Annotated in this window: 14 protein-coding genes and 1 pseudogene; 12 read left to right on the top strand and 3 right to left on the bottom strand. The window is 47.1% G+C overall.

Annotated elements, in window-relative coordinates; genetic code table 11:
- The first annotated feature begins 8 nt into the window (after positions 1–8).
- From H595_RS0109005 to H595_RS0108965, 9 genes are all read left to right on the top strand, one after another.
- A complete protein-coding gene (locus tag H595_RS0109005) occupies positions 9–599 on the top strand; it encodes a PilZ domain-containing protein (protein ID WP_027670917.1) in 591 nt (196 codons plus the stop codon).
- Positions 600–644: 45 nt separating this feature from the next.
- Complete coding sequence (mfd, locus tag H595_RS0109000) at positions 645–4,121, top strand: transcription-repair coupling factor (protein WP_027670916.1); 3,477 nt, start codon at positions 645–647, stop codon at positions 4,119–4,121.
- Positions 4,118–5,230, top strand: coding sequence for a CsiV family protein (locus tag H595_RS21950; protein WP_051219806.1), 1,113 nt, complete (start codon positions 4,118–4,120; stop codon positions 5,228–5,230). The genes mfd and H595_RS21950 overlap by 4 nt, the downstream gene beginning before the upstream one ends.
- A 143-nt stretch (positions 5,231–5,373) precedes the next feature.
- Positions 5,374–5,655, top strand: coding sequence for a hypothetical protein (locus H595_RS0108990; protein ID WP_027670915.1), 282 nt, complete (start codon positions 5,374–5,376; stop codon positions 5,653–5,655).
- A 105-nt stretch (positions 5,656–5,760) separates the two neighbouring features.
- Entirely contained in the window at positions 5,761–6,696 is a 936-nt protein-coding gene (ylqF, locus tag H595_RS0108985) for a ribosome biogenesis GTPase YlqF (RefSeq protein WP_027670914.1), read from the top strand.
- Positions 6,697–6,828: 132 nt separating this feature from the next.
- Entirely contained in the window at positions 6,829–7,137 is a 309-nt protein-coding gene (locus tag H595_RS0108980) for a hypothetical protein (RefSeq protein WP_027670913.1), read from the top strand.
- A gap of 50 nt (positions 7,138–7,187) precedes the next feature.
- Positions 7,188–8,465 carry a TolC family protein gene (locus H595_RS0108975; protein ID WP_027670912.1) on the top strand — a complete coding sequence of 426 codons (1,278 nt, stop codon included), beginning with the start codon at positions 7,188–7,190 and terminating at the stop codon, positions 8,463–8,465.
- Positions 8,458–9,711 carry an efflux RND transporter periplasmic adaptor subunit gene (locus tag H595_RS0108970; protein ID WP_027670911.1) on the top strand — a complete coding sequence of 418 codons (1,254 nt, stop codon included), beginning with the start codon at positions 8,458–8,460 and terminating at the stop codon, positions 9,709–9,711. The genes H595_RS0108975 and H595_RS0108970 overlap by 8 nt, the downstream gene beginning before the upstream one ends.
- A 9-nt stretch (positions 9,712–9,720) precedes the next feature.
- Entirely contained in the window at positions 9,721–12,852 is a 3,132-nt protein-coding gene (locus tag H595_RS0108965; RefSeq protein ID WP_027670910.1) for an efflux RND transporter permease subunit, read from the top strand.
- Between the two features lie 27 nt (positions 12,853–12,879).
- On the opposite strand, the gene H595_RS21945 is transcribed toward H595_RS0108965, so the two are convergent.
- On the bottom strand, positions 12,880–14,508 hold the full coding sequence (locus H595_RS21945) for a response regulator (RefSeq protein WP_037054234.1): 1,629 nt from the start codon (positions 14,506–14,508) through the stop codon (positions 12,880–12,882).
- A 221-nt stretch (positions 14,509–14,729) separates the two neighbouring features.
- Between H595_RS21945 and H595_RS0108955 the strand changes: the two genes are divergently transcribed.
- Positions 14,730–15,242 carry a DUF1993 domain-containing protein gene (locus tag H595_RS0108955; RefSeq protein WP_027670909.1) on the top strand — a complete coding sequence of 171 codons (513 nt, stop codon included), beginning with the start codon at positions 14,730–14,732 and terminating at the stop codon, positions 15,240–15,242.
- 203 nt (positions 15,243–15,445) lie between these two features.
- On the opposite strand, the gene ahr is transcribed toward H595_RS0108955, so the two are convergent.
- On the bottom strand, positions 15,446–16,447 hold the full coding sequence (gene ahr, locus H595_RS0108950; protein WP_027670908.1) for an NADPH-dependent aldehyde reductase Ahr: 1,002 nt from the start codon (positions 16,445–16,447) through the stop codon (positions 15,446–15,448).
- Positions 16,448–16,688: 241 nt separating this feature from the next.
- On the opposite strand from ahr, the gene rimO reads away from it, so the two are divergent.
- Positions 16,689–18,092 (top strand): 30S ribosomal protein S12 methylthiotransferase RimO, encoded by a 1,404-nt coding sequence (gene rimO / locus H595_RS0108945; RefSeq protein WP_027670907.1) that lies wholly within the window; start codon positions 16,689–16,691, stop codon positions 18,090–18,092.
- Between the two features lie 61 nt (positions 18,093–18,153).
- On the opposite strand, the gene murI is transcribed toward rimO, so the two are convergent.
- Positions 18,154–18,942, bottom strand: a complete 789-nt coding sequence (gene murI / locus H595_RS0108940) for a glutamate racemase (RefSeq protein ID WP_037054246.1) — start codon at positions 18,940–18,942, stop codon at positions 18,154–18,156.
- A gap of 402 nt (positions 18,943–19,344) precedes the next feature.
- Here murI and H595_RS0108930 point away from each other — a divergent pair.
- Positions 19,345–19,559 (top strand): annotated as a pseudogene (locus H595_RS0108930) (IS4 family transposase); the annotation flags it as partial.

The raw sequence follows: 19,559 nt of genomic DNA, 5'->3' as shown, positions 1-19,559 counted from the left end.
GTAGCGCAATGAAAGAGTTAACAATAGAACAGTTAGCTGATGCCTATGAAGATTATTTCAGCGTAGAGCACGGTATTAGTATTAATGCTAAACCTATTGCCGGTGCTCTACCCACAGCGGCTGAACTAGTAGCTGCGATTCCACCGCCGTTTTTATTGGCATCTGATGTTAACAGTTTAAATGGCTCTGCTTTACGGTCGTTAAACCGCTTGGGAGAATTAGCGGACGAGCTTGCTAATTACCTGCAACAGCAAGCCCGAAAAATCGACCTGCTACTGCATTACGTTCTAAAACAGCAAGATAACCCCAGCGAACGTTTTACCACACAAAGTTATAGCGGTAGTGGTTGCTGTTATTTGGCCGATGCCCCGTTAGCACCGTTGCAAACACTGGAACTTAAACTGTTTTTAGCCAATAACGACGGTGCCGTGTTTTGTTATGGCCAAGTCGTTAGTTGCGAATCCGTAGCAGAAAAATGGCAAATTAAGGTTGTGTTGTCGTGCATAAGAGATGAAGATCGTGAACTTATCGTTCGCGCGAGCCTGCATCAGCAATCGCGTTTATTAAAACAAAAAGCCGAACAGCGTCAACAAACTTAGTTGCCCTAGTATTGGCTTAAGTGCATTGAAGGTTAGTCGTTTTACATGGATTTAATTTCCGCATTACCACAGATTAAACATGCTGCAGACCAACTGCAATGGGGCAATTTGCAAGGTGCGGCCTTGCCGCTGGCTATTGCGCAACTGCTACAGCAACATGACGCACCATACCTGTTGCTGGTGCCGGATACCCCCACGGCTTTGCGGTTAGAGCAAGAGCTTGGCGTGTTTTATCAACAAGACGGCTATCCAATTCTGACACTGCCAGACTGGGAAACCTTGCCTTATGATGTATTCTCACCGCATAAAGACATTGTCTCCCAGCGCTTAACCACGCTATACCAACTGTCTCGTATGACACGTGGTTTGGTTATCGTGCCGGTAAGCACCTTATTGCTGCGCATTTGTCATCAAGACTTCCTTGAACAAAACAGTTTTTTAATTAAAAAAGGCCAGCAGGTTGACTTGGCAGCACTAAAACGTCAGTTAACCGCCGTAGGTTATCGTAGTGTTGAGCAAGTTATGGAGCATGGCGAATTCTCTGCCCGTGGTTCAATTCTCGATTTATACCCGATGGGCGCCAACACGCCCTTTCGTATCGACTTTTTTGACAATGATGTTGATGGTATCCGTACCTTTGACCCGGATAACCAACGCAGCCTGTTGCAAGTTAATCAAATTGAATTGTTGCCTGCGCATGAATTTCCAACCGATAAAGCGGCGATAGAACGCTTTCGTATGGCGTATCGGGAACGTTTTTCAGCGCGAAATGAGAAAGAATCGTTATATCAGCAAGTCAGCCAGGGGATGTTGCCTGCGGGTATAGAATATTATTTACCGCTGTTTACGGAAAAAACGGCAACCTTGTTTGATTATCTACCAGCAACAAGCCGCTGTCTGTTGTTAGGTGACATTGAGCATAGTGCTGAGCGCTTTTGGCTAGAACTTAAACGCCGCTACGAAGATAGATCTATTGACTTACTGCGGCCTATCTTACCGCCTATTGAGTTGTACTTATCCGTCGATCAATTATTTGCCGGTTTAAAAAACTATAGCCGCATCCGCCTTAGCCAGGCCATGCTGCCAGAGCGTGCAGGCCAGGGCAATTTGGCCGTTACCGCGCTGGCTGATCTTAGCGTCAACCACCAGCTGAAGAATCCGCTGCAAGCACTACAGCAGTTTATTGTCGGGTTAAAGCAACAGCGTGGCAGAGCCCTGTTTTTCGTTGAAAGTGAAGGACGACGCGAAAGCCTGTTACAACTGCTGCACAAAGCCGGAATACACATATCGCAATTTGCTGATCTCACTGCCTTCAACCGCAGTGCTGACGATTTAGGCATTGTAGTTGGTGCGTTAGAACAAGGTGTTTTGGTGCAGCAACCCGCACTTTTTGCCTTTATTAGTGAAAATGAGCTATTTGGTCAAAAAATTAGCCAACGCAGACGACGTAAACGCAGCCAGCAAGTCTCCAATGAGACGGTGATCCGTAACCTGGCTGAATTAAATATTGGCCAACCCGTCGTGCATCTGCAACATGGTATTGGTCGATACCAGGGTCTGCAATTGCTTGATGCAGCAGGTATTAGCGCTGAGTTTGTTACCATTGAATATGCTGGTGGCAGCAAGCTGTATGTGCCGGTAACCTCTTTGCATTTGCTAAGCCGCTATAGTGGCAACGACGCAGAACATGCGCCGTTACATAAATTGGGTAATGACACCTGGGAAAAATCCCGCCGTAAAGCAGCAGAGAAAGTACGCGATGTTGCCGCAGAATTACTCGATGTGTATGCCCAGCGTGCAGCGCATAAAGGTTACGCTTTTGCTGTAGATGAACAACAATACCTCGCTTTTGCAGACAGTTTCCCTTACGAGGAAACCGCCGACCAGCAAGATGCAATCGACGCCGTGCTACAGGATATGCAAACACCGCAACCGATGGACCGCCTGGTATGTGGCGACGTCGGGTTTGGCAAAACCGAGGTGGCAATGCGCGCCGCCTTTGTGGCAGTCAATGATGGTAAACAGGTTGCTATACTGGTGCCCACCACCTTGTTGGCGCAGCAACACTTTGAAAACTTTAAAGATCGTTTTGCTAACTGGCCGGTACGGGTAGAAGTACTATCACGCTTTGTTAATGCTAAAACGCAAAAAGCCATCTTAACCGATGTCTCAAATGGCAAGGTGGATATTCTTATTGGTACCCATAAGTTGTTGCAAGACGACATTAAACTGCAAGATTTAGGTTTGCTCATCGTTGATGAAGAACACCGTTTTGGCGTACGGCAAAAAGAAAAGATCAAGGCTCTGCGTGCCAATATTGATATTCTAACCCTGACGGCAACGCCTATTCCGCGAACGTTGAATATGTCGATGTCTGGCATGCGGGATTTATCCATTATTGCTACCCCACCCGCCAGACGTTTAGCAGTGAAAACCTTTGTACGCGAGTTTGAAAAAGGCCTGATCCGTGAAGCGGTAATGCGGGAGATTTTACGCGGTGGCCAGGTGTACTTCTTGCACAACGACGTCGCCAGCATCGAAAAAACCGCTAACGAGCTCGCTGAGTTGTTACCAGAAGCCATTGTTGGCATAGCACACGGTCAGATGCGTGAACGTGAGCTGGAACAGATCATGGCCGACTTTTATCACCAGCGCTTTAATCTGCTGTTGTGTTCCACTATCATAGAAACCGGTATTGACGTACCGACGGCTAACACGATTATTATTAACCGCGCGGATAATTTCGGCCTGGCGCAGCTTCACCAATTGCGCGGACGGGTTGGTCGTTCACATCATCAGGCTTACGCCTATTTGCTAACTCCGCCTCCTAAGCGTCTGACTAAAGATGCCGAAAAACGCTTAGATGCCATAGCCAGCCTGGAAGATTTAGGCGCAGGCTTTGCCCTGGCTACACACGACTTAGAAATTCGTGGTGCCGGTGAGTTATTGGGTGATGAACAGAGCGGACAGATAGAATCAGTTGGGTTTAGCTTATACATGGACATGCTGGAGCAAGCGGTAACGGCATTAAAGAATGGCCGTGAGCCTAGCTTAGATGCCATGCTTAGTCAGCAAACAGAAATGGAATTACGCATACCGGCACTATTGCCTGACAGTTACATACCCGATGTAAACTTACGTTTGTCCTGCTATAAGAAGCTCGCGTCAGCTCGAAGTGTAGATGAACTGGATGAAGTACAGGTTGAACTGATTGACCGCTTTGGCCTATTACCCGATGCGGCGAAAAATTTAGTTACCCTGTCCGAATTTAAACTACAGGCTTTAGAATTAGGTATTCGACGTATTGAAGCCAATAACAATGGCGGCGTAGTCGAATTTAGTGACAAAACGGCGGTATCACCTGCCTATATTATCGAGCTTATCCAGAAACAATCGAGAATATTTAAGCTAGAAGGTGGGCAAAAGTTACGCTTTAGTATAGCGTCAAACGATGGCGCACAGCGTCTGAGCCTGATAGCCAATATGTTGTCAGATTTTGCCAAACATAGGGTAGAAAAATGAGTAAAGCGGTCAATTGCAGCGTGTTGTGTCTCGCAGTATTAAGCTCAATTTTACAAGCACAAGAGCAGCGCTGGTTTGAAGTTGAGATGGTGGTTTTTAGCCAAACACCGCCGCAAGTTCTACAAGAAACTTTTGGCGACACGGTGACACCCATAAAACCCGGACGCGCCTTCGATTTGCTTACCCCGAGGCTACAACCTAACTTGTTAAACCTGTTGGCAACGCTGCCATTATGCGCAGAAACAACTTCGCCACTGCTAACGGATAAACCGTTCTTTAACATGCTACCTAAACAGCTGTGTATTTTTGAGACGCAACCATACAGTTGGCAACATAACAGCTTGTTTTACACCATTGATGCTTACAGCGAAGTACCTTACTCAGACCACTTACCTGCACTGGTAACCGGAAATGGTAAGCACCAGCTAAATCCCTACTTAGCAGAGCAGCCATCATTACAGCTTACCGACATTGCCACTAAGATTAACCGCATATCAGGCAGCCATGTTCTGCTGCACACCAGCTGGCGTCAGGCGCCTGTAACTGAGCGTCGTGCTATTGCCAGTCGCTGGTATGCAGGCAAAAATTTTAGCCAACAGTTTGACTATTGGGGGCAAATTAAACAGCACACCGACGTCGATAACACCGAGACATACCCTACCCCGGCAATCAGTACTATCGATCCCCTTTCGAACGACTATGTCACCAGTCAAGCGCCAGGTGAACAGCCCAATGAGTTACTTACCAATATTGAACAACTGCTGGAGCAACTGCAAGTAACGGGGCAACTAGGTGAAACTGCGCTATCGGTTGCCGACACCCCTGATAGCACCGACAGCATGACACTGCGCTATCTGCCAGATCAAGTTTGGCAACTTGATGGTTTATTTAAATTACATTTAGATCATTACTTATTTGTAAACACTGAATTTAATTTGCGCATTCCCGATGAAAATAGCCTGCAAACTGTCTATGTACGCCAGAGTCGACGGGTAATAAGCGGTGAAATTCATTATTTGGATCACCCACATCTGGGCATTGTGCTACAAATTCGCCGTTATGAGCCGCCAGTAGAAGATAATATTGAGAGCGCTTTGCCCATTCAGTGATATTTTTTTAACAAAAACATTGCTAAAGCGTGGGCAAATGCCTAAGCTTGCCGCGTTATTACACTTTTACACAAAACAGTACGGGTAACTGCCTCAGTGTTTTTCTATATTACCCTTACTGTATTTCCTAATTGCAGAGCACTATGGACAATTTGACCCCAATGCCGGAGCTGTCTCCGAAGCAGTACCTGCTATTATTGGCGTTGCTCGTATTAGCCAGCAGCTGTAATCCGCTTTTTAGTTGGTTATTTCCCTCTTTAACCGGCAGCGTTTGGATAACACTCTTGCCGCCTTTAATCGGGTTGTATCAATTATTACTGTTATTTAGAAGCCTTGGGGTTATTCATCTGCCTAGTGCTGCCTGTTACTCTGCCTTGCTAGCGCCGTTATCTGCATTAAGTTTCTACCAGTTTGTCTTACACTGACACACCTTTATCGTTTTTTACGCTATTATAGCGCCCATTGTGACAGCCGATGCCTGCAGGTACGAGGCTAACTGTCTGCCATTTGCTATTTTAAGGTACTAACGGATGTCGATTAACTGGTTTCCGGGCCATATGCACAAAGCCCGTAAAGAAATTGCTGAAGTCATGCCGCAGGTCGATATTATTATCGAAATGCTGGATGCGCGTATTCCCTTCTCCAGCGAAAACCCCTTAGTACCGCAGCTGCGTGGCAACACCCCTTGTATAAAAGTGCTAAATAAAGCAGACCTGGCCGACCCGCTGCTAACCCAGCGCTGGATTAATCATTTTGATAGTCAAACTGGCATCAAAGCGATTCCAATAAGCCAGCAAAACCCCGAGCAAGTAAGGGCTTTACTGCAACTGTGTAACGACATGCTGCCTGAGCGTAACTTGGATATTCGCGGTGCACGCGCCATGATTATGGGGATTCCTAACGTAGGTAAGTCAACGCTGATCAATACACTCGCGGGTCGCACGATCGCCAAAACGGGAAATGAAGCAGGTGTAACCAAAATGCAGCAGCGTATTAAGCTGGACAACAACGTAGTGCTTACTGATACCCCAGGCTTTTTATGGCCCAAACTTAGCCCACCAACTTGTGGTTATCGTTTAGCGGTAACCGGGGCAATTAAAGATACGGTATTTGATTATGCCGATATTGCCATGTTTGCAGCGGAATACCTGTTAGCCACCTATCCGCAAGCCGTTATGCAACGCTTTGGCCTGACCGAACTACCGGAAAACGACCTTGCGCTAATGGATGCTATTGGTATAAAACGCGGTGCAATGCGCAAAGGCGGTATTGTAGACTTAGAAAAGGTCGGTAGCATTCTCATTACGGAACTACGCGCCGGAAACCTTGGCGGTATAACGCTGGAAACACCAGAAATGGTAAGCCAGGAGCAAATTGATGCTAAGGCAGAAGAAGCAGCAAAAGCAAAAGACAAAGCCGAACGCGAAGCAGAACGTAAACGTAAAGCACAAAGAAAGTATCGTTAAATGATAAAAGTATCGTTAAATGGTAAAAAATAACGCTGAACGCTCGCCGTTTACCGATGGTAACTTGTCTGCTTTAACGTAAGCCGCTAACATACAGCCAACCTAAAAGGGTGTTCTGTGATCAAGGGTACAATGCTGCGTAAGACCTTAGGCTTATTGATATTGCTGGCTGTCATGCTAAACCATGCTGTAGTCGCCTGCGATGCTATGGTCATGCACCTACCTGATCATGACCATGCCTATACCAGTCTGAACGATAACCACAGTAATTCCATAGCTGATAATGCAGATCATCATAGTGAGCACGCGCATGTCACCTGCCATATTGCATTTTTTCATGGCATTGATCTATTAAATTTCAGCGACAGTGCAATCATTGATGCTAGCCAAGCTATCCGCCCAATTAGTTACCGTCCTCCAGTCCCTCCCCCTAATAGTTAAACCTGCTCGTTTATCATTTTTCATACTGATTAACTAACAGGAGCATACCTATGCGTATGACTTTTTTGCTACCAGCCGTACTGGTAGCCGCAGGCTATTGCCTGCAAGCACGAGCCAGCAGTTTGACTCTGCCACAGGCGTTACAACGTACCTTACAACACGACACCAGGCTGCTAGCCTTTCCGTATCAGCTGCGTATGGCGGAAGCCGCGCAATTGCAGGCGACTATAACCCCAAACCCTGAACTGGATGCCTCATTGGAGAACGTGCTGGGCACTGGCGACAGCCGGGGTTTAGCCGGGGCAGAGCTTACGCTAAGCCTGAGCCAGCAAATTGAACTTGGCGATAAACGACAGCGTCGGGTTGAACTGGCGCAACAGCAAAGCCAACTACAACGTGATAATTATGAGCTGGAGCGATTGGATGTACTGGCAGACACTACCGAGCAGTATTTACAACTACTGCAATTGCAAAAATTACAACAATGGGCCCGCGACAAAATTCGCCGGGAGCAAGCTGTGCTCGCTACAGCACAGTTACGCAGCCAAGCGGGTAACCTGAATGATGCCGATATTAGCCGGATTAAACTGCGGCTGATACGCAGTGAAATAGAACTGGCAGACATTAAGCAAGCCATAGAAAGCCAGCGCTATCGGTTGGCGGCAAGCTGGAACCGCCCCCCTGACTTTGATGCTGTATCCGGCGATTTAACCACCTTGCCGTTAGTGCCCCCGCTGTCGGAACTTCAGCATCAACTGCAACAAAGTACAGCGCTACAACGCTACATTACGCTAGAGCGTGTAGCACAAAGCGAACTGCGCTTAACCGACGCTAACAGTAAAGCTGACGTGCGCCTGTCGGCTGGGCTTAGACGTAACGAAGCCAGCAACGACAATGCTCTGGTGTTTGGCTTGAGTATGCCGCTTACGTTATCCGATCCCAAAGCAGGCCAACGCCAGGCACACATGGCAGAACAAGAGTTCCTGGCGATACAACACCAGCAAAGCCGCACGGCTTTATCCTTGCTGGTACAGCAACAATGGCTCGCACTGGAGCAACTGCGCAATACAGTGCATATCATTCAGACACAGCTACTACCCGAAGCCATGCAATTGCACAGTTTAAGTCTGCAAGGATATCAACAGGGCCAGATTGACTTACTTAGCCTGTTATCTGCAGGAGAAGAGCTAGCGCAGGCACAGCGCGATGTTATAGCCAGCCAAAGCCGTTTTCATCTTACCTTGCTGGAATTGGAGCGCCTGACCGGCCAACCCATCAGCTTAAATACCAAGACGCCGGTTGTTACAGTGGAGCATAAAAATGAATAAGACGTTTAATACACCAACCCTTTGGCTTGTAATGTTGTTACTGATTTTTACCGCGGTGGCGCAGGCCTCAGGCGGACATGGCGAACATATGGATGAACATGGTGATGAGCATGCAACCGCAGAGGCAGAAGGTCCTAATGGTGGCAAGTTGTTAACACAAGCTGACTTTTCGCTGGAAGTCACCATTTTCGAAGCGGGTATACCGCCGGAAATGCGTTTGTATGCCTATGCCAACGGCGAGCTCTTATTACCCACTGAGATAGATGCTAAAGTGACACTTCACCGGCTGGATGGCCAACAAGACACTATCCAATTTACTCCGGAGCAACAATATCTGGTAGGTGATATCAGCATTGCTGAGCCGCACTCTTTCAGTGTCGACATTGCTGTTAGCCATCAGGGCAAACCATACCATTGGCACTACGACAGCTTTGAAGGTCGGGTTGAACTTACCGACAGGATCTTTACGTTAACGGGTATTGCCACCGATATCGCCAACCCGCAGGAATTAAGCCAGAAAACCCATTTATTTGGCGTTATTAGCACCCCACCCACCGCTAACTTTAATGTCAGAGCGCCCTACTTCGGCACCTTAACAGAGGTTTTGGTAAAGCAAGGTGATACGGTGACAAAAGGCCAGCTACTAGCCCGCGTTAGCAATGCTGCAACGTTAAAATTGTACGACATTGTGTCACCGGCAAACGGTATTGTTACAGAGCGCTTTTTTAACCGCCATGAGCTCATTCGCGATGAGGTGTTATTTAGCATCGTTGATTACAGTGAAGTCTATGTAGAACTTTCAGCTTTTCCCAACGATATCGACCACTTGCGTCTTGGTATGCCCGTTACGGTATCCAGCTTGCACCACGGTGAAAGTGCCAGCAGTAACATCAGTTACATTGCGCCGCAAATGACTGAAGGCCATATTGCGCGGGTACGAGCCGTGCTGGACAACCGCAGTGGTTACTGGCGTCCCGGTATGCATGTTAAAGCGCAAGTTCTCACAGCAACAATACCGGTGGCGCTGGCGGTGAAAAAAACTGCCATTCAGCGCTTTCGAGATATGCCAGTGGTATTTGCCCGTTATGGCAATACCTTTGAAGTACGCATGCTGCAGTTTGGCCGTGAAGATGACGATTACATTGAAGTCATATCTGGCTTAAAGCCCGGTACGGAATACGCCACAGACAACAGCTTTGTGCTTAAAGCTGACGTGCTTAAATCTGGCGCCAGCCATGATCACTAGGAGGGCGCTATGATTGATACCCTATTAAAGTTTGCCCTTGAGCGGCGCTATCTGGTGCTGGGGTTTACCTTGCTGCTTGTTGTAGCCGGTATTTATAACGCGCAGCGCCTGCCGATGGATGCCGTGCCCGACATCACTAATGTACAAGTGCAAATTAATACGGCTGCGCCTGGCTATTCGCCACTGGAAGCAGAGCAACGGCTAACCGTGCTTATTGAAAATGCCATGGCCGGTTTACCCAAACTACAATACAGCCGTTCGCTATCACGCTATGGCATGTCGCAGGTTACGGTAGTGTTTAATGATGGCACCGACATTTACTGGGCGCGCCAGCAGGTATCTGAACGCTTACAAGCCGTAAGAGCCAACTTACCTGCAGACACCAACCCCACCCTTGGCCCTATTGCTACCGGCCTGGGCGAAATTTTTATGTATACCGTTAGCGCCGAGCCTAATGCGGTAAAAGAGGATGGCACGGCTTATACACCTGAAGATTTGCGCACCTTGCAAGATTGGGTCATTAAGCCGCAGCTGGTAAAGGTAAAAGGGGTAACGGAAGTTAATAGTATTGGGGGCTACCAGCGCCAGTACCAAGTCGCGCCCGACCCCGCCAGGTTGCTGGCATTTAAACTGACATTGGATGACATTGCCACGGCGCTTAGCCGGAATAACAGCAATGTTGGCGCAGGCTATATTGAGCAACGCGGCGAACAATGGTTAGTGCGCTCGCCAGGCCAATTACGCACACTTGATGATATTGGCGGGTTAATTATTGCCAAGCGCGATGATGGCCCTGTGCGGTTACATGATGTTGCTGATGTTTATTTAGGTAAAGAACTGCGTACCGGTGCGGCTAGCTTAAATGGCGAAGAAACGGTGCTGGGTACCGTATTTATGCTAATGGGTGAAAACAGCCGCACCGTGTCTCAAGCGGTAGCAGAAAAACTGCATGAAGTTAACCGCTCATTGCCAGAGGGTGTTACTGCTCAGGGGTTATATAACCGCACCACGCTGGTCGATAAAACCATTGCTACGGTGCAGAAAAACCTGTTTGAAGGTGCGGTATTAGTCATCGTGGTGCTGTTTATTTTTCTTGGTAATATTCGCGCTGCGCTGATAACAGCACTGGTTATTCCGCTAAGTATGCTGTTTGCCATCAGCGGTATGGCCATCAATAAAGTCAGTGGTAATTTAATGAGCTTAGGCGCTATCGACTTTGGTTTAATGGTCGATGGCGCCGTTATTGTGGTGGAAAACTGCCTGCGTCGTTTAGGTTTGGCACAACACCGAACCGGCAGGCTATTAACCCTCGACGAGCGCTTAAGTGAAGTGTATCAAGCCACGCGGGAAGTCTTTACCCCAGCCGTGTTTGGTGTGTTAATTATTATGCTGGTGTTTTTACCTATTTTTGCGCTAAGCGGCGTCGAAGGTAAAATGTTTCATCCGATGGCTTTTACTGTTATTGCTGCACTGGCGGGTGCGGTGCTATTGGCCATTACCTTTGTACCTGCCGCGGTGGCCATTTTTGTCCGTGCCAGGGTTAACGAGCAAGACTCAACGCTGATGCGCCTGTTAAAAAATGGCTACTCGGTGCTACTCCGGCAGAGTTTGCGCCACTCCATGCTATTTATCAGTACTGCGCTACTGGTTATGACGACGGTGTTTTGGCAAGGCAGTAAGCTTGGCAGTGAGTTTATGCCACAGTTGGATGAAGGCGATGTTGCCCTTCATGCGCTGCGTATCCCGGGTACCGGCTTAACCCAATCGCTACAGATGCAACTACTGCTGGAGCGTGAAATTGCTACCCTACCTCAGGTAGAGCGGGTATTCAGCAAGCTGGGTACGGCGGAAATTGCCACCGACCCAATGCCGCCTAATGTCGCCGATACCTTTGTTATACTAAAGCCGCAATCGCAGTGGCCTGATCCAGGCATGAGTAAAGCAGATTTTGTCGCATTACTACGCAGTACCGTTGAAGCCTTACCGGGAAATAACTACGAGTTTACTCAACCCATTGAGATGCGCTTTAACGAGTTGATTGCCGGCGTGCGTAGTGACGTTGCGCTGCGAATATATGGCGATGATTTAACTGAATTAACCAGGCTTGCCGAAGCTGCTACCACATTGCTGGCAACGATACCCGGCGCAGTTGATGTACGCATGGAGCAAGCCACAGGGTTACCGATGTTGTCCATTGAACCAGACCGTGAGCATTTGGCACTTTTGGGTATTGATGTCGCAAGCGTACAACATAGCATTCAAACCATGGTTGGCGGCATGCAGGTTGGGCTCATTTACGAGGGTGATAAAGCGTTTGACCTTATCATCAGAGCGGATGAGAATCTCAGGAGCGACCCCCAGCAGTTAAAACGCCTGCCACTGGCATTGCCCGGCATTTCAAGCAAAAGCAGTACTGAGCTAACCTATGTGCCACTGGGTGAAGTCGCTCATTTTGACGAAATTGAGGCGCCCAATCAGATAAACCGCGAAAGTGCTAAACGTAATATCGTGGTTAGCGCTAATGTTTCAGGGCGCGACCTTGGCAGTTTTATTAGCGAAACCAAGCAGCTAATGACCAATAACCTTGAGCTACCGGCTGGTTACTGGCTGGGTTATGGCGGTACTTTTGAGCAACTGCAATCTGCATCAAACCGCTTAATGTGGGTGGTGCCACTCACCTTGCTGATGATTTTTGGCCTGTTGTTTAGCGCACTTAATTCTGCAAAAGACGCCATGGTGGTATTTAGTGGCGTACCCTTGGCGTTAACCGGTGGATTTGCGGCCTTAATGCTGCGCGATATGCCACTGTCTATTTCTGCCGCGGTCGGCTTTATTGCCTTATCAGGCATTGCCGTACTTAACGGTGTAGTGATGTTGGCAATGATAAAACAACTGCGTGAACAGGGCCTTGAGTTATTGCAGGCGATACATCAAGGCGCAGTGCAGCGCCTAAGACCGGTATTAATGACAGCACTAGTGGCAAGCTTGGGCTTTGTGCCTATGGCGTTTAACAGCGGCACCGGTGCAGAAGTTCAGCGCCCGCTTGCTACAGTGGTTATTGGCGGTATTATTTCCGCTACCCTGCTAACGCTGGTGTTATTACCTGCGCTGTATAAGCTGGTAAATCGCAAAGCAAGGTAGTAGCGTAAATAGCAGCAACTTTTGCCGCTAGTGCGGCTGCAGTTTCTGCTGGTATTCAGTAAACAGCACTTGCTGCTCGGCATTTAATGTTTCATGTTGTAACTGCAATAACAGCTTTTCTATCAGCGTTTTATGCCCTTCATCCAGCTGCTTTTTCTCTAGCATAACCACTAATACTTTAAGAATATTCAGTGCCACACTCATATTTCTTGGTGTCAGTGAAAACGCCTGCTCCAACGAGTTTAACGCTGCATGAAATTTACCGCGCTTGAACAGCTCTACTGCCATCCGGTTTAACTGTTGCGGCGTAAAATGCACAGCTGCTCGCTCAGCGACTTCCTGCTCGATGTACTTCCCTACAACCTGATCAGTCAAACCGTTTCCACTAATTTGCCGCTTTATCGCATCTAATAGGGTTACAGCGTCCTCCCGACGGCCTAACTCGTGCAGTGCTTTCACTTTATCCAGATTGTCCTCTACCGACGTCCCTGGTCGCAAACTGATATGGTTATCAATTATCGCTTCAGCTTTAGGACGTTCTTCTTTTGCGGTATGTAGTCGGGCTCTTACTACCAACAATTGATCTTTTAACTGCGTTGATAACGGTATTTGTTTTTCCAATTCGGTTAACAACAAATCTGCTTGATTAAGTACTTTAATTGACTCTGCTTTTTCCAAAGTAGTGGCATAATCGATGCCTGCACGTACGACATTAAGTCTTAAAATTGGTGAGTCGTGAATAGAGTTTTTTGCATATTTTGCCATAGCAATGGCAGCTTGATACTGGCCAACATGATCATGGTTCAATCTCGCCAGGTCGAGCAAGCGTTTATTGCGTTCAATATTACGCGGTGCTAACCGGGTCGCTTTCTTAATTTCTTCGTACGCCTGCGCGAAGTCCTGTTTGCCAATATAGTAATGTGCCAGCATGTCATAAGTAGCAAAACGGGTATCTGTTTTGTCGGTTAGCTCTGTAAGCAACGACGTAATGTCTTCCAGTTTGTCTTGTTGTAATAATGCTTTGATATAGCCCAAATACACCCAGGACACTTTATGAGTTTGCAACAAATTCTCGTAGTACTGAGCTGCATCAGAAAACTCGCGTAAGTTAAGCAAACATTCACCGGTCAATCGTTTCATCTGTAAATGGTACTTAGCCAATGCCGGGTTTAATAAGTGCCGCTCTGCAAAGTACATCGCCTTGCTGTAATCCTGACGGTCAATAGCCTGATACACATTAAATAAAGTGCGCTTAACTTCCAGTGTTAAGGGCAGACGACTTTGTACATGCTTAGTGTTTAGCGGTTTGACCCAGAAATCATCCGGCTGCAACTCAACAATACTGTTCACCAGATGTTCACTGGTTTCTGCACTAAGAAAAATCAGAATGGTGCATTTGGTTATGTGCCGCTTAAACTTAAGTTCTTCCAGCAGATGGAAGCCATCTTTATCGCTTTTGACATTGAAGGCACAAATGACAACATGAAATGAGGTTTGTTCGCATAATCGTAGGGCGTAATAGGCATTTTCGGCGCATTTAATATTTTCGATACCAAGTTCAACTAAAGCCGACTTAATGACATTTTGTACCAATACCTGATCATCAATAATCAATACATTTAATTTGTTATAAGCGGTTAATTCATCTTGATCCATCGTAACCTTTTTATATTCCGTTGTTATAGTTACCTAAGCATGCTGCTAATACTTTTAACCTAATCTTATTGCAGCATAAACCCGCTTTTTAAGAAAAACCAGTAACTTTGCAACGGTAAGACTAATCGTACATTTTTAATTCCATTTTGCTATTGTCAGTGCCTGCTTACGCCCCAATTGATTAGTCAGTATCATCATTAACCTTAGAAGAGGTCTGTACCATGTTTTATGATTTGACCGTAGTACAAAACAGTAAAATGCTGCAAAACCTTAGCGCTATATTAGATAAAGCTGCCGCCTTTGCTGATAGCAAAAAATTTGATGTCACGGTGCTGCTAAATGCCAGACTGGCACCAGATCAGTTTAACCTGACACGGCAGATCCAAATTGCCTGTGACAGTGCCAAACTGGGTGCAGCGCGTTTAACCGGTAAAGTAGATAGCGCCCCAAAACATGCCGATGATGAAACCACGCTGGCAGACTTACAGCAGCGCATCCGCGATACAGTGGATTATTTGGCTACCTTTAGTGAAGCAGATTTTAATACTGCCGCCACACAACATATCACCCAACCGCGTTGGGAAGGTAAATACCTGCATGGGTACGAATTCTTAATTCAGCATGTAATGCCAAACGTGTACTTTCACATTACAACGGCTTATGCAATTTTGCGCCATAATGGTGTTGATGTAGGTAAAAAAGATTACCTTGGCGCCATGCCATATAAGGTTTAAAGACACAAAACGCCGGTATAAACCGCAATGTCAGTTAGTTAATTTTAGGTAGCCATTGGTTTGCCCACACTAACACGCCGTCCCCCCTCCCTGGGGGCTCGTTTCAGCCCGTCCAGGGCTTCAACGGTTAGTTAAGGGCAAACCGATTATGCTAAATTGATTAGTACTGGGTATAGACCGGTGTTTTTAATACCAATATGGCATTACCGTTCAAGCACAATTCGGTAGCGCGCTTTACCACTTTCTAAATGTGCCAACGCTTCGTTAATCTGCTCGAATTTAAACATCTCAACCACAGGCTTAATATTGTGCTGTACCGCAAATTCCAGCATTTTAGCAATGGTTGCCGGGCTACCAACAGGCGAGCCTGACACACTGCGCTGCGCCATAATTAAACTAAACACATTCAAATCAAGCGGCTCTAATGTCGCACCAACAAAATGCAAACGGCCTTTTGGCTTTAACGTCGACAAATACAAATTCCAGTCCAGCTTCACGTTTACAGTAGATATAATAAAGTCAAACTTACCAGCCGCTTGTTCAATTTCTGCAGCATTACGCGAATTAATGCAATGATGGGCTCCCAGCTCTTTCGCCTCAGCAGCTTTGCTGTCACTTGACGTAAATGCCGTCACCTCACAGCCCCAGGCACGTAAAAACTGTAAACCAATATGTCCAAGCCCACCAATACCAATAACCGCCACTTTATCGGTAGGTTTAACGTCAAACTGCACCATAGGGTTAAACACGGTTATACCACCACAAAACAGTGGGCCGGCAGTTTTTGCATCCATACCTTTAGGCAGTGGGATTACGGCACTGGCGTTGGCGCGAACTTTTTCGGCGAAACCACCATGGCGACCTACTATGGTGCCCTCGGCAGTCGAACACAGGTTCTGATCGCCGCTACCGCAGCTTGAGCACACTTTACAATAATCAGAATGCCAGCCCAGACCAACCACCTGGCCTTGCTGTAAATGCTTAACATCCGCACCAACTGCGGCTACCCGCCCTACTACCTCATGCCCAGCAACCAAAGGAAACGACGACATGCCCCATTCGTTATGCAGCATTGATAAATCTGAGTGACAAATGCCACAATAATCCACGTCAATCTCAACATCATGCCGGCCAAGTTCACCGGGTTCATATTCCCAAGCGGTTAATTTTCCTTTAGCTTCTAATGCTGCGTATGCCTTTATCATAAGAACTCCTGTGTTGTTTACCCAAAATACATTTAAACATGTACAGCTAACAGTATTGACCAGATCTGTCAGTTGAGCCGTAATTTAACGCGTTCTATACCTTTTGGCCGTTCTATACACTCAGCAATACCAATATCTGCTGAAATGTGGTTATTTTATCGCCAGCCATACCTGTTTCTTCTGCCGCTTTCAGGTATAATCCGCCGACTTTTTTCCGGCTCAGCCCATTTTAAGAGACACTATGACAGTACAGACCTTTGATCCGACACAAACCACCACTTTGGATACCGCCGCTAAAAGCCTGTCTGATCAGGTAAAAACAGGCAGTGGTAAAGGCAATACCATTGGGTTTGTCAGTTTGGGCTGTCCGAAAAATCTGGTCGACTCTGAACGCATTCTTACCCAGTTAAAAAGCGAAGGTTACAACATTGTTCCGACCTACGATGATGCTGAGTTAGTTATCGTAAATACCTGCGGTTTTATCGACAGCGCAGTACAAGAATCGTTAGAAACCATTGGGGAAGCCTTGGCAGAAAACGGTAAAGTTATTGTTACCGGCTGTTTGGGCGCGCGTGAAGATGAAATCCGCGAAGTACACCCTAATGTATTGGGTATTACCGGCCCACACTCCTACGAAAACGTATTAAAGCAAGTACATGAGTTTGTACCAAAACCCAAGTACGACCCTTTCACCATGCTGGTACCCGATCATGGTGTTAAGCTAACACCTAAGCATTATGCTTATTTAAAAATATCTGAAGGCTGTAACCATCGCTGTACATTCTGCATTATTCCATCAATGCGTGGCGATTTAGTCAGCCGTCCAGTAGGTGAAGTGTTAGATGAAGCACAGCGCTTAAAAAATGCCGGCGTAAAAGAGCTGTTAATTATTTCTCAAGACACCAGTGCTTATGGTGTTGATGTGAAACACCGCACGGGCTTCTGGAATGGTGCACCGGTGAAAACCTCCATGCAATCATTGTGTGAAGCTTTGGGTGAAATGGGTATTTGGGTACGTTTGCACTATGTGTATCCTTACCCGCATGTTGACGACATTATTCCATTGATGGCTGCAGGCAAAGTATTGCCATACTTAGATATTCCGTTTCAACATGCCAGCCCACGTATTTTAAAGTTGATGAAGCGCCCGGGACAGGCAGACCGTGTGCTGGAGCGCATTAAAAAATGGCGTGAGATATGCCCGGAGCTTACCATCCGTTCAACCTTTATAGTCGGCTTCCCTGGGGAAACCGAAGAAGACTTCCAAATGTTGCTCGACTGGCTGCAAGAAGCTCAGCTTGATCGCGTTGGTTGCTTCAAATACAGCCCGGTAGAAGGCGCCAAAGCCAACGACCTGCCCGACCCGGTTGCAGATGACATAATGGAAGAACGCTACCACCGCTTTATGCAAACACAGCAAGCCATCAGCACTGCACGTTTGCAAGCCAAAATTGGCCGACGCATTAAAGTGTTAATTGACGAAGTAGACGAAGAAGGCGCCATTGGCCGAAGCTTTGCCGACGCACCAGAAATTGACGGCGCAGTCTATTTAAATGGTTTAACTGCGGTTAAACCCGGCGATATTATTGACGCGATAGTAGAAGAAGCCGATGAGTATGATTTATGGGCAACAATGGCTGAATAGTCTTACGCCTTTAAACAACATTTAAAACAGGTGGCCTAGGCCACCTGTTTTTTTATGGAAACTACAGCGGGTTAGCCATCGCAGTATCAGGCCATAACCTTAGCAACTGGCGGGTAAATAAAACAAGATCACCGCTGCTATAAAACCTGTCTGCAGCCATTTTTGCGCCTGCGTTTAACAACATCGCCTGTACCAGCCGCTGCTGCAACTGCTTAGCCACTGCCATTTCAGTGCGCACTATGTTGATATCAGGCCCGGCAATATCCGCAATGACATCAGCAATAAAGTTGTAATGCGTACAGCCCAGCACCAAGGTATCGGCACCCTGCGTTAAAAGCGGCTGAATATAGCCTGTTATAAGCTCGCGCATGGCGGCGCCATCCAGCGAAAGCGCTTCAATGTTTGGCACCAGCGCCGGGCAAGGCTGCAGCACTATTTTTGCTTTACCAGCATAGCGCTGAGCTAAATTGGCAAACGCCGGTGTTAACAAGGTACGCGGCGTGGCAAGCACGCCCACTACACCGGTTTTACTGGCCAGCACCGCCGGCTTTACGCCAGGCTCAACACCGATAATAGGCAGCGAATATTGCGCTCTTAGCTCTTTTATCGCCGCCGTGGTCGCGGTGTTGCACGCCACCACTATGGCCTTAACACCACAACCAATAAGATGCTGCGTAATCGCTTGCATGCGCTGATAAATATACTCATCCGTTTTTTCACCATAAGGTGCATGGCCGCTGTCGGCAACATAAATAAGCTGTTCGTTAGGCAGTAGTTGACGTACCGCACGGGCCACAGACAGCCCGCCGATACCGGAGTCAAAAATACCTATTGCTGCAGAATTTGCCATAGCACGCCCGTTACTGTTTAAAACCGGCAAAATTAGCATAATTTAACGCTGCTTTTGCAGGATTTTGCTATAAAAAGCGCAAGCGAGCAGCCATAGCGGCAGCAAGTAATTTAAGGCAATGTCTGCGGGATAAGCGATGGTGCATGGTATAAGCAACCTTTCAGCTCATTTCCACAAGTACAGTATGATGCCCAACAGCAAAATAAAGCATACCAGCAGCACCACGCTGATGCTAAACCAGCGGCAGCTATGAGCGAGAAGCTGAAAGTCAGGTTAATTTTGATCTGACCCTGAGGTATCCCCACAAAATTATTAGCTAAAACAAAAAGATGAACTCAGAAGGAACATTCATGGCGTTCGGTGATCAGATCAATCGCCAAACATCACTGAGACCAAACAGCCATGAATGTTCGTGCTATCTTGACCAATATCGTTTCATTTGTCACACCCAAAATGCATGCAACCAGACAAAAAGCAGTGATTGATTGCGTGCAAAGCCTGGCAAACGGCAGTGCCGCTACCGTCACCAGCATTGGCCGGGGTATTCACTCTAATGCCTATGAAAAACATAACATTAAGCGGGCTGACAGGCTGCTGTCCAATACGCATTTATTGCT

The organism is Rheinheimera baltica DSM 14885 (assembly GCF_000425345.1).
Taxonomy (GTDB): Bacteria; Pseudomonadota; Gammaproteobacteria; order Enterobacterales; family Alteromonadaceae; genus Alishewanella; species Alishewanella baltica.
The sequence above is the reverse complement of the archived record's forward strand: the minus strand, read 5'-3'. Positions and strand labels throughout refer to the sequence as shown.

Excerpts from the sequence above, each read along its gene's own strand:
- H595_RS0109005 (WP_027670917.1), top strand. The coding sequence starts at position 9 with ATGAAAGAGTTAACAATAGAACAGTTAGCTGATGCCTATGAAGATTAT.
- mfd (WP_027670916.1), top strand. The coding sequence starts at position 645 with ATGGATTTAATTTCCGCATTACCACAGATTAAACATGCTGCAGACCAA.
- H595_RS21950 (WP_051219806.1), top strand. The coding sequence starts at position 4,118 with ATGAGTAAAGCGGTCAATTGCAGCGTGTTGTGTCTCGCAGTATTAAGC.
- H595_RS0108990 (WP_027670915.1), top strand. The coding sequence starts at position 5,374 with ATGGACAATTTGACCCCAATGCCGGAGCTGTCTCCGAAGCAGTACCTG.
- ylqF (WP_027670914.1), top strand. The coding sequence starts at position 5,761 with ATGTCGATTAACTGGTTTCCGGGCCATATGCACAAAGCCCGTAAAGAA.
- H595_RS0108980 (WP_027670913.1), top strand. The coding sequence starts at position 6,829 with ATGCTGCGTAAGACCTTAGGCTTATTGATATTGCTGGCTGTCATGCTA.
- H595_RS0108975 (WP_027670912.1), top strand. The coding sequence starts at position 7,188 with ATGCGTATGACTTTTTTGCTACCAGCCGTACTGGTAGCCGCAGGCTAT.
- H595_RS0108970 (WP_027670911.1), top strand. The coding sequence starts at position 8,458 with ATGAATAAGACGTTTAATACACCAACCCTTTGGCTTGTAATGTTGTTA.
- H595_RS0108965 (WP_027670910.1), top strand. The coding sequence starts at position 9,721 with ATGATTGATACCCTATTAAAGTTTGCCCTTGAGCGGCGCTATCTGGTG.
- H595_RS21945 (WP_037054234.1), bottom strand. The coding sequence starts at position 14,508 with ATGGATCAAGATGAATTAACCGCTTATAACAAATTAAATGTATTGATT.
- H595_RS0108955 (WP_027670909.1), top strand. The coding sequence starts at position 14,730 with ATGTTTTATGATTTGACCGTAGTACAAAACAGTAAAATGCTGCAAAAC.
- ahr (WP_027670908.1), bottom strand. The coding sequence starts at position 16,447 with ATGATAAAGGCATACGCAGCATTAGAAGCTAAAGGAAAATTAACCGCT.
- rimO (WP_027670907.1), top strand. The coding sequence starts at position 16,689 with ATGACAGTACAGACCTTTGATCCGACACAAACCACCACTTTGGATACC.
- murI (WP_037054246.1), bottom strand. The coding sequence starts at position 18,942 with ATGGCAAATTCTGCAGCAATAGGTATTTTTGACTCCGGTATCGGCGGG.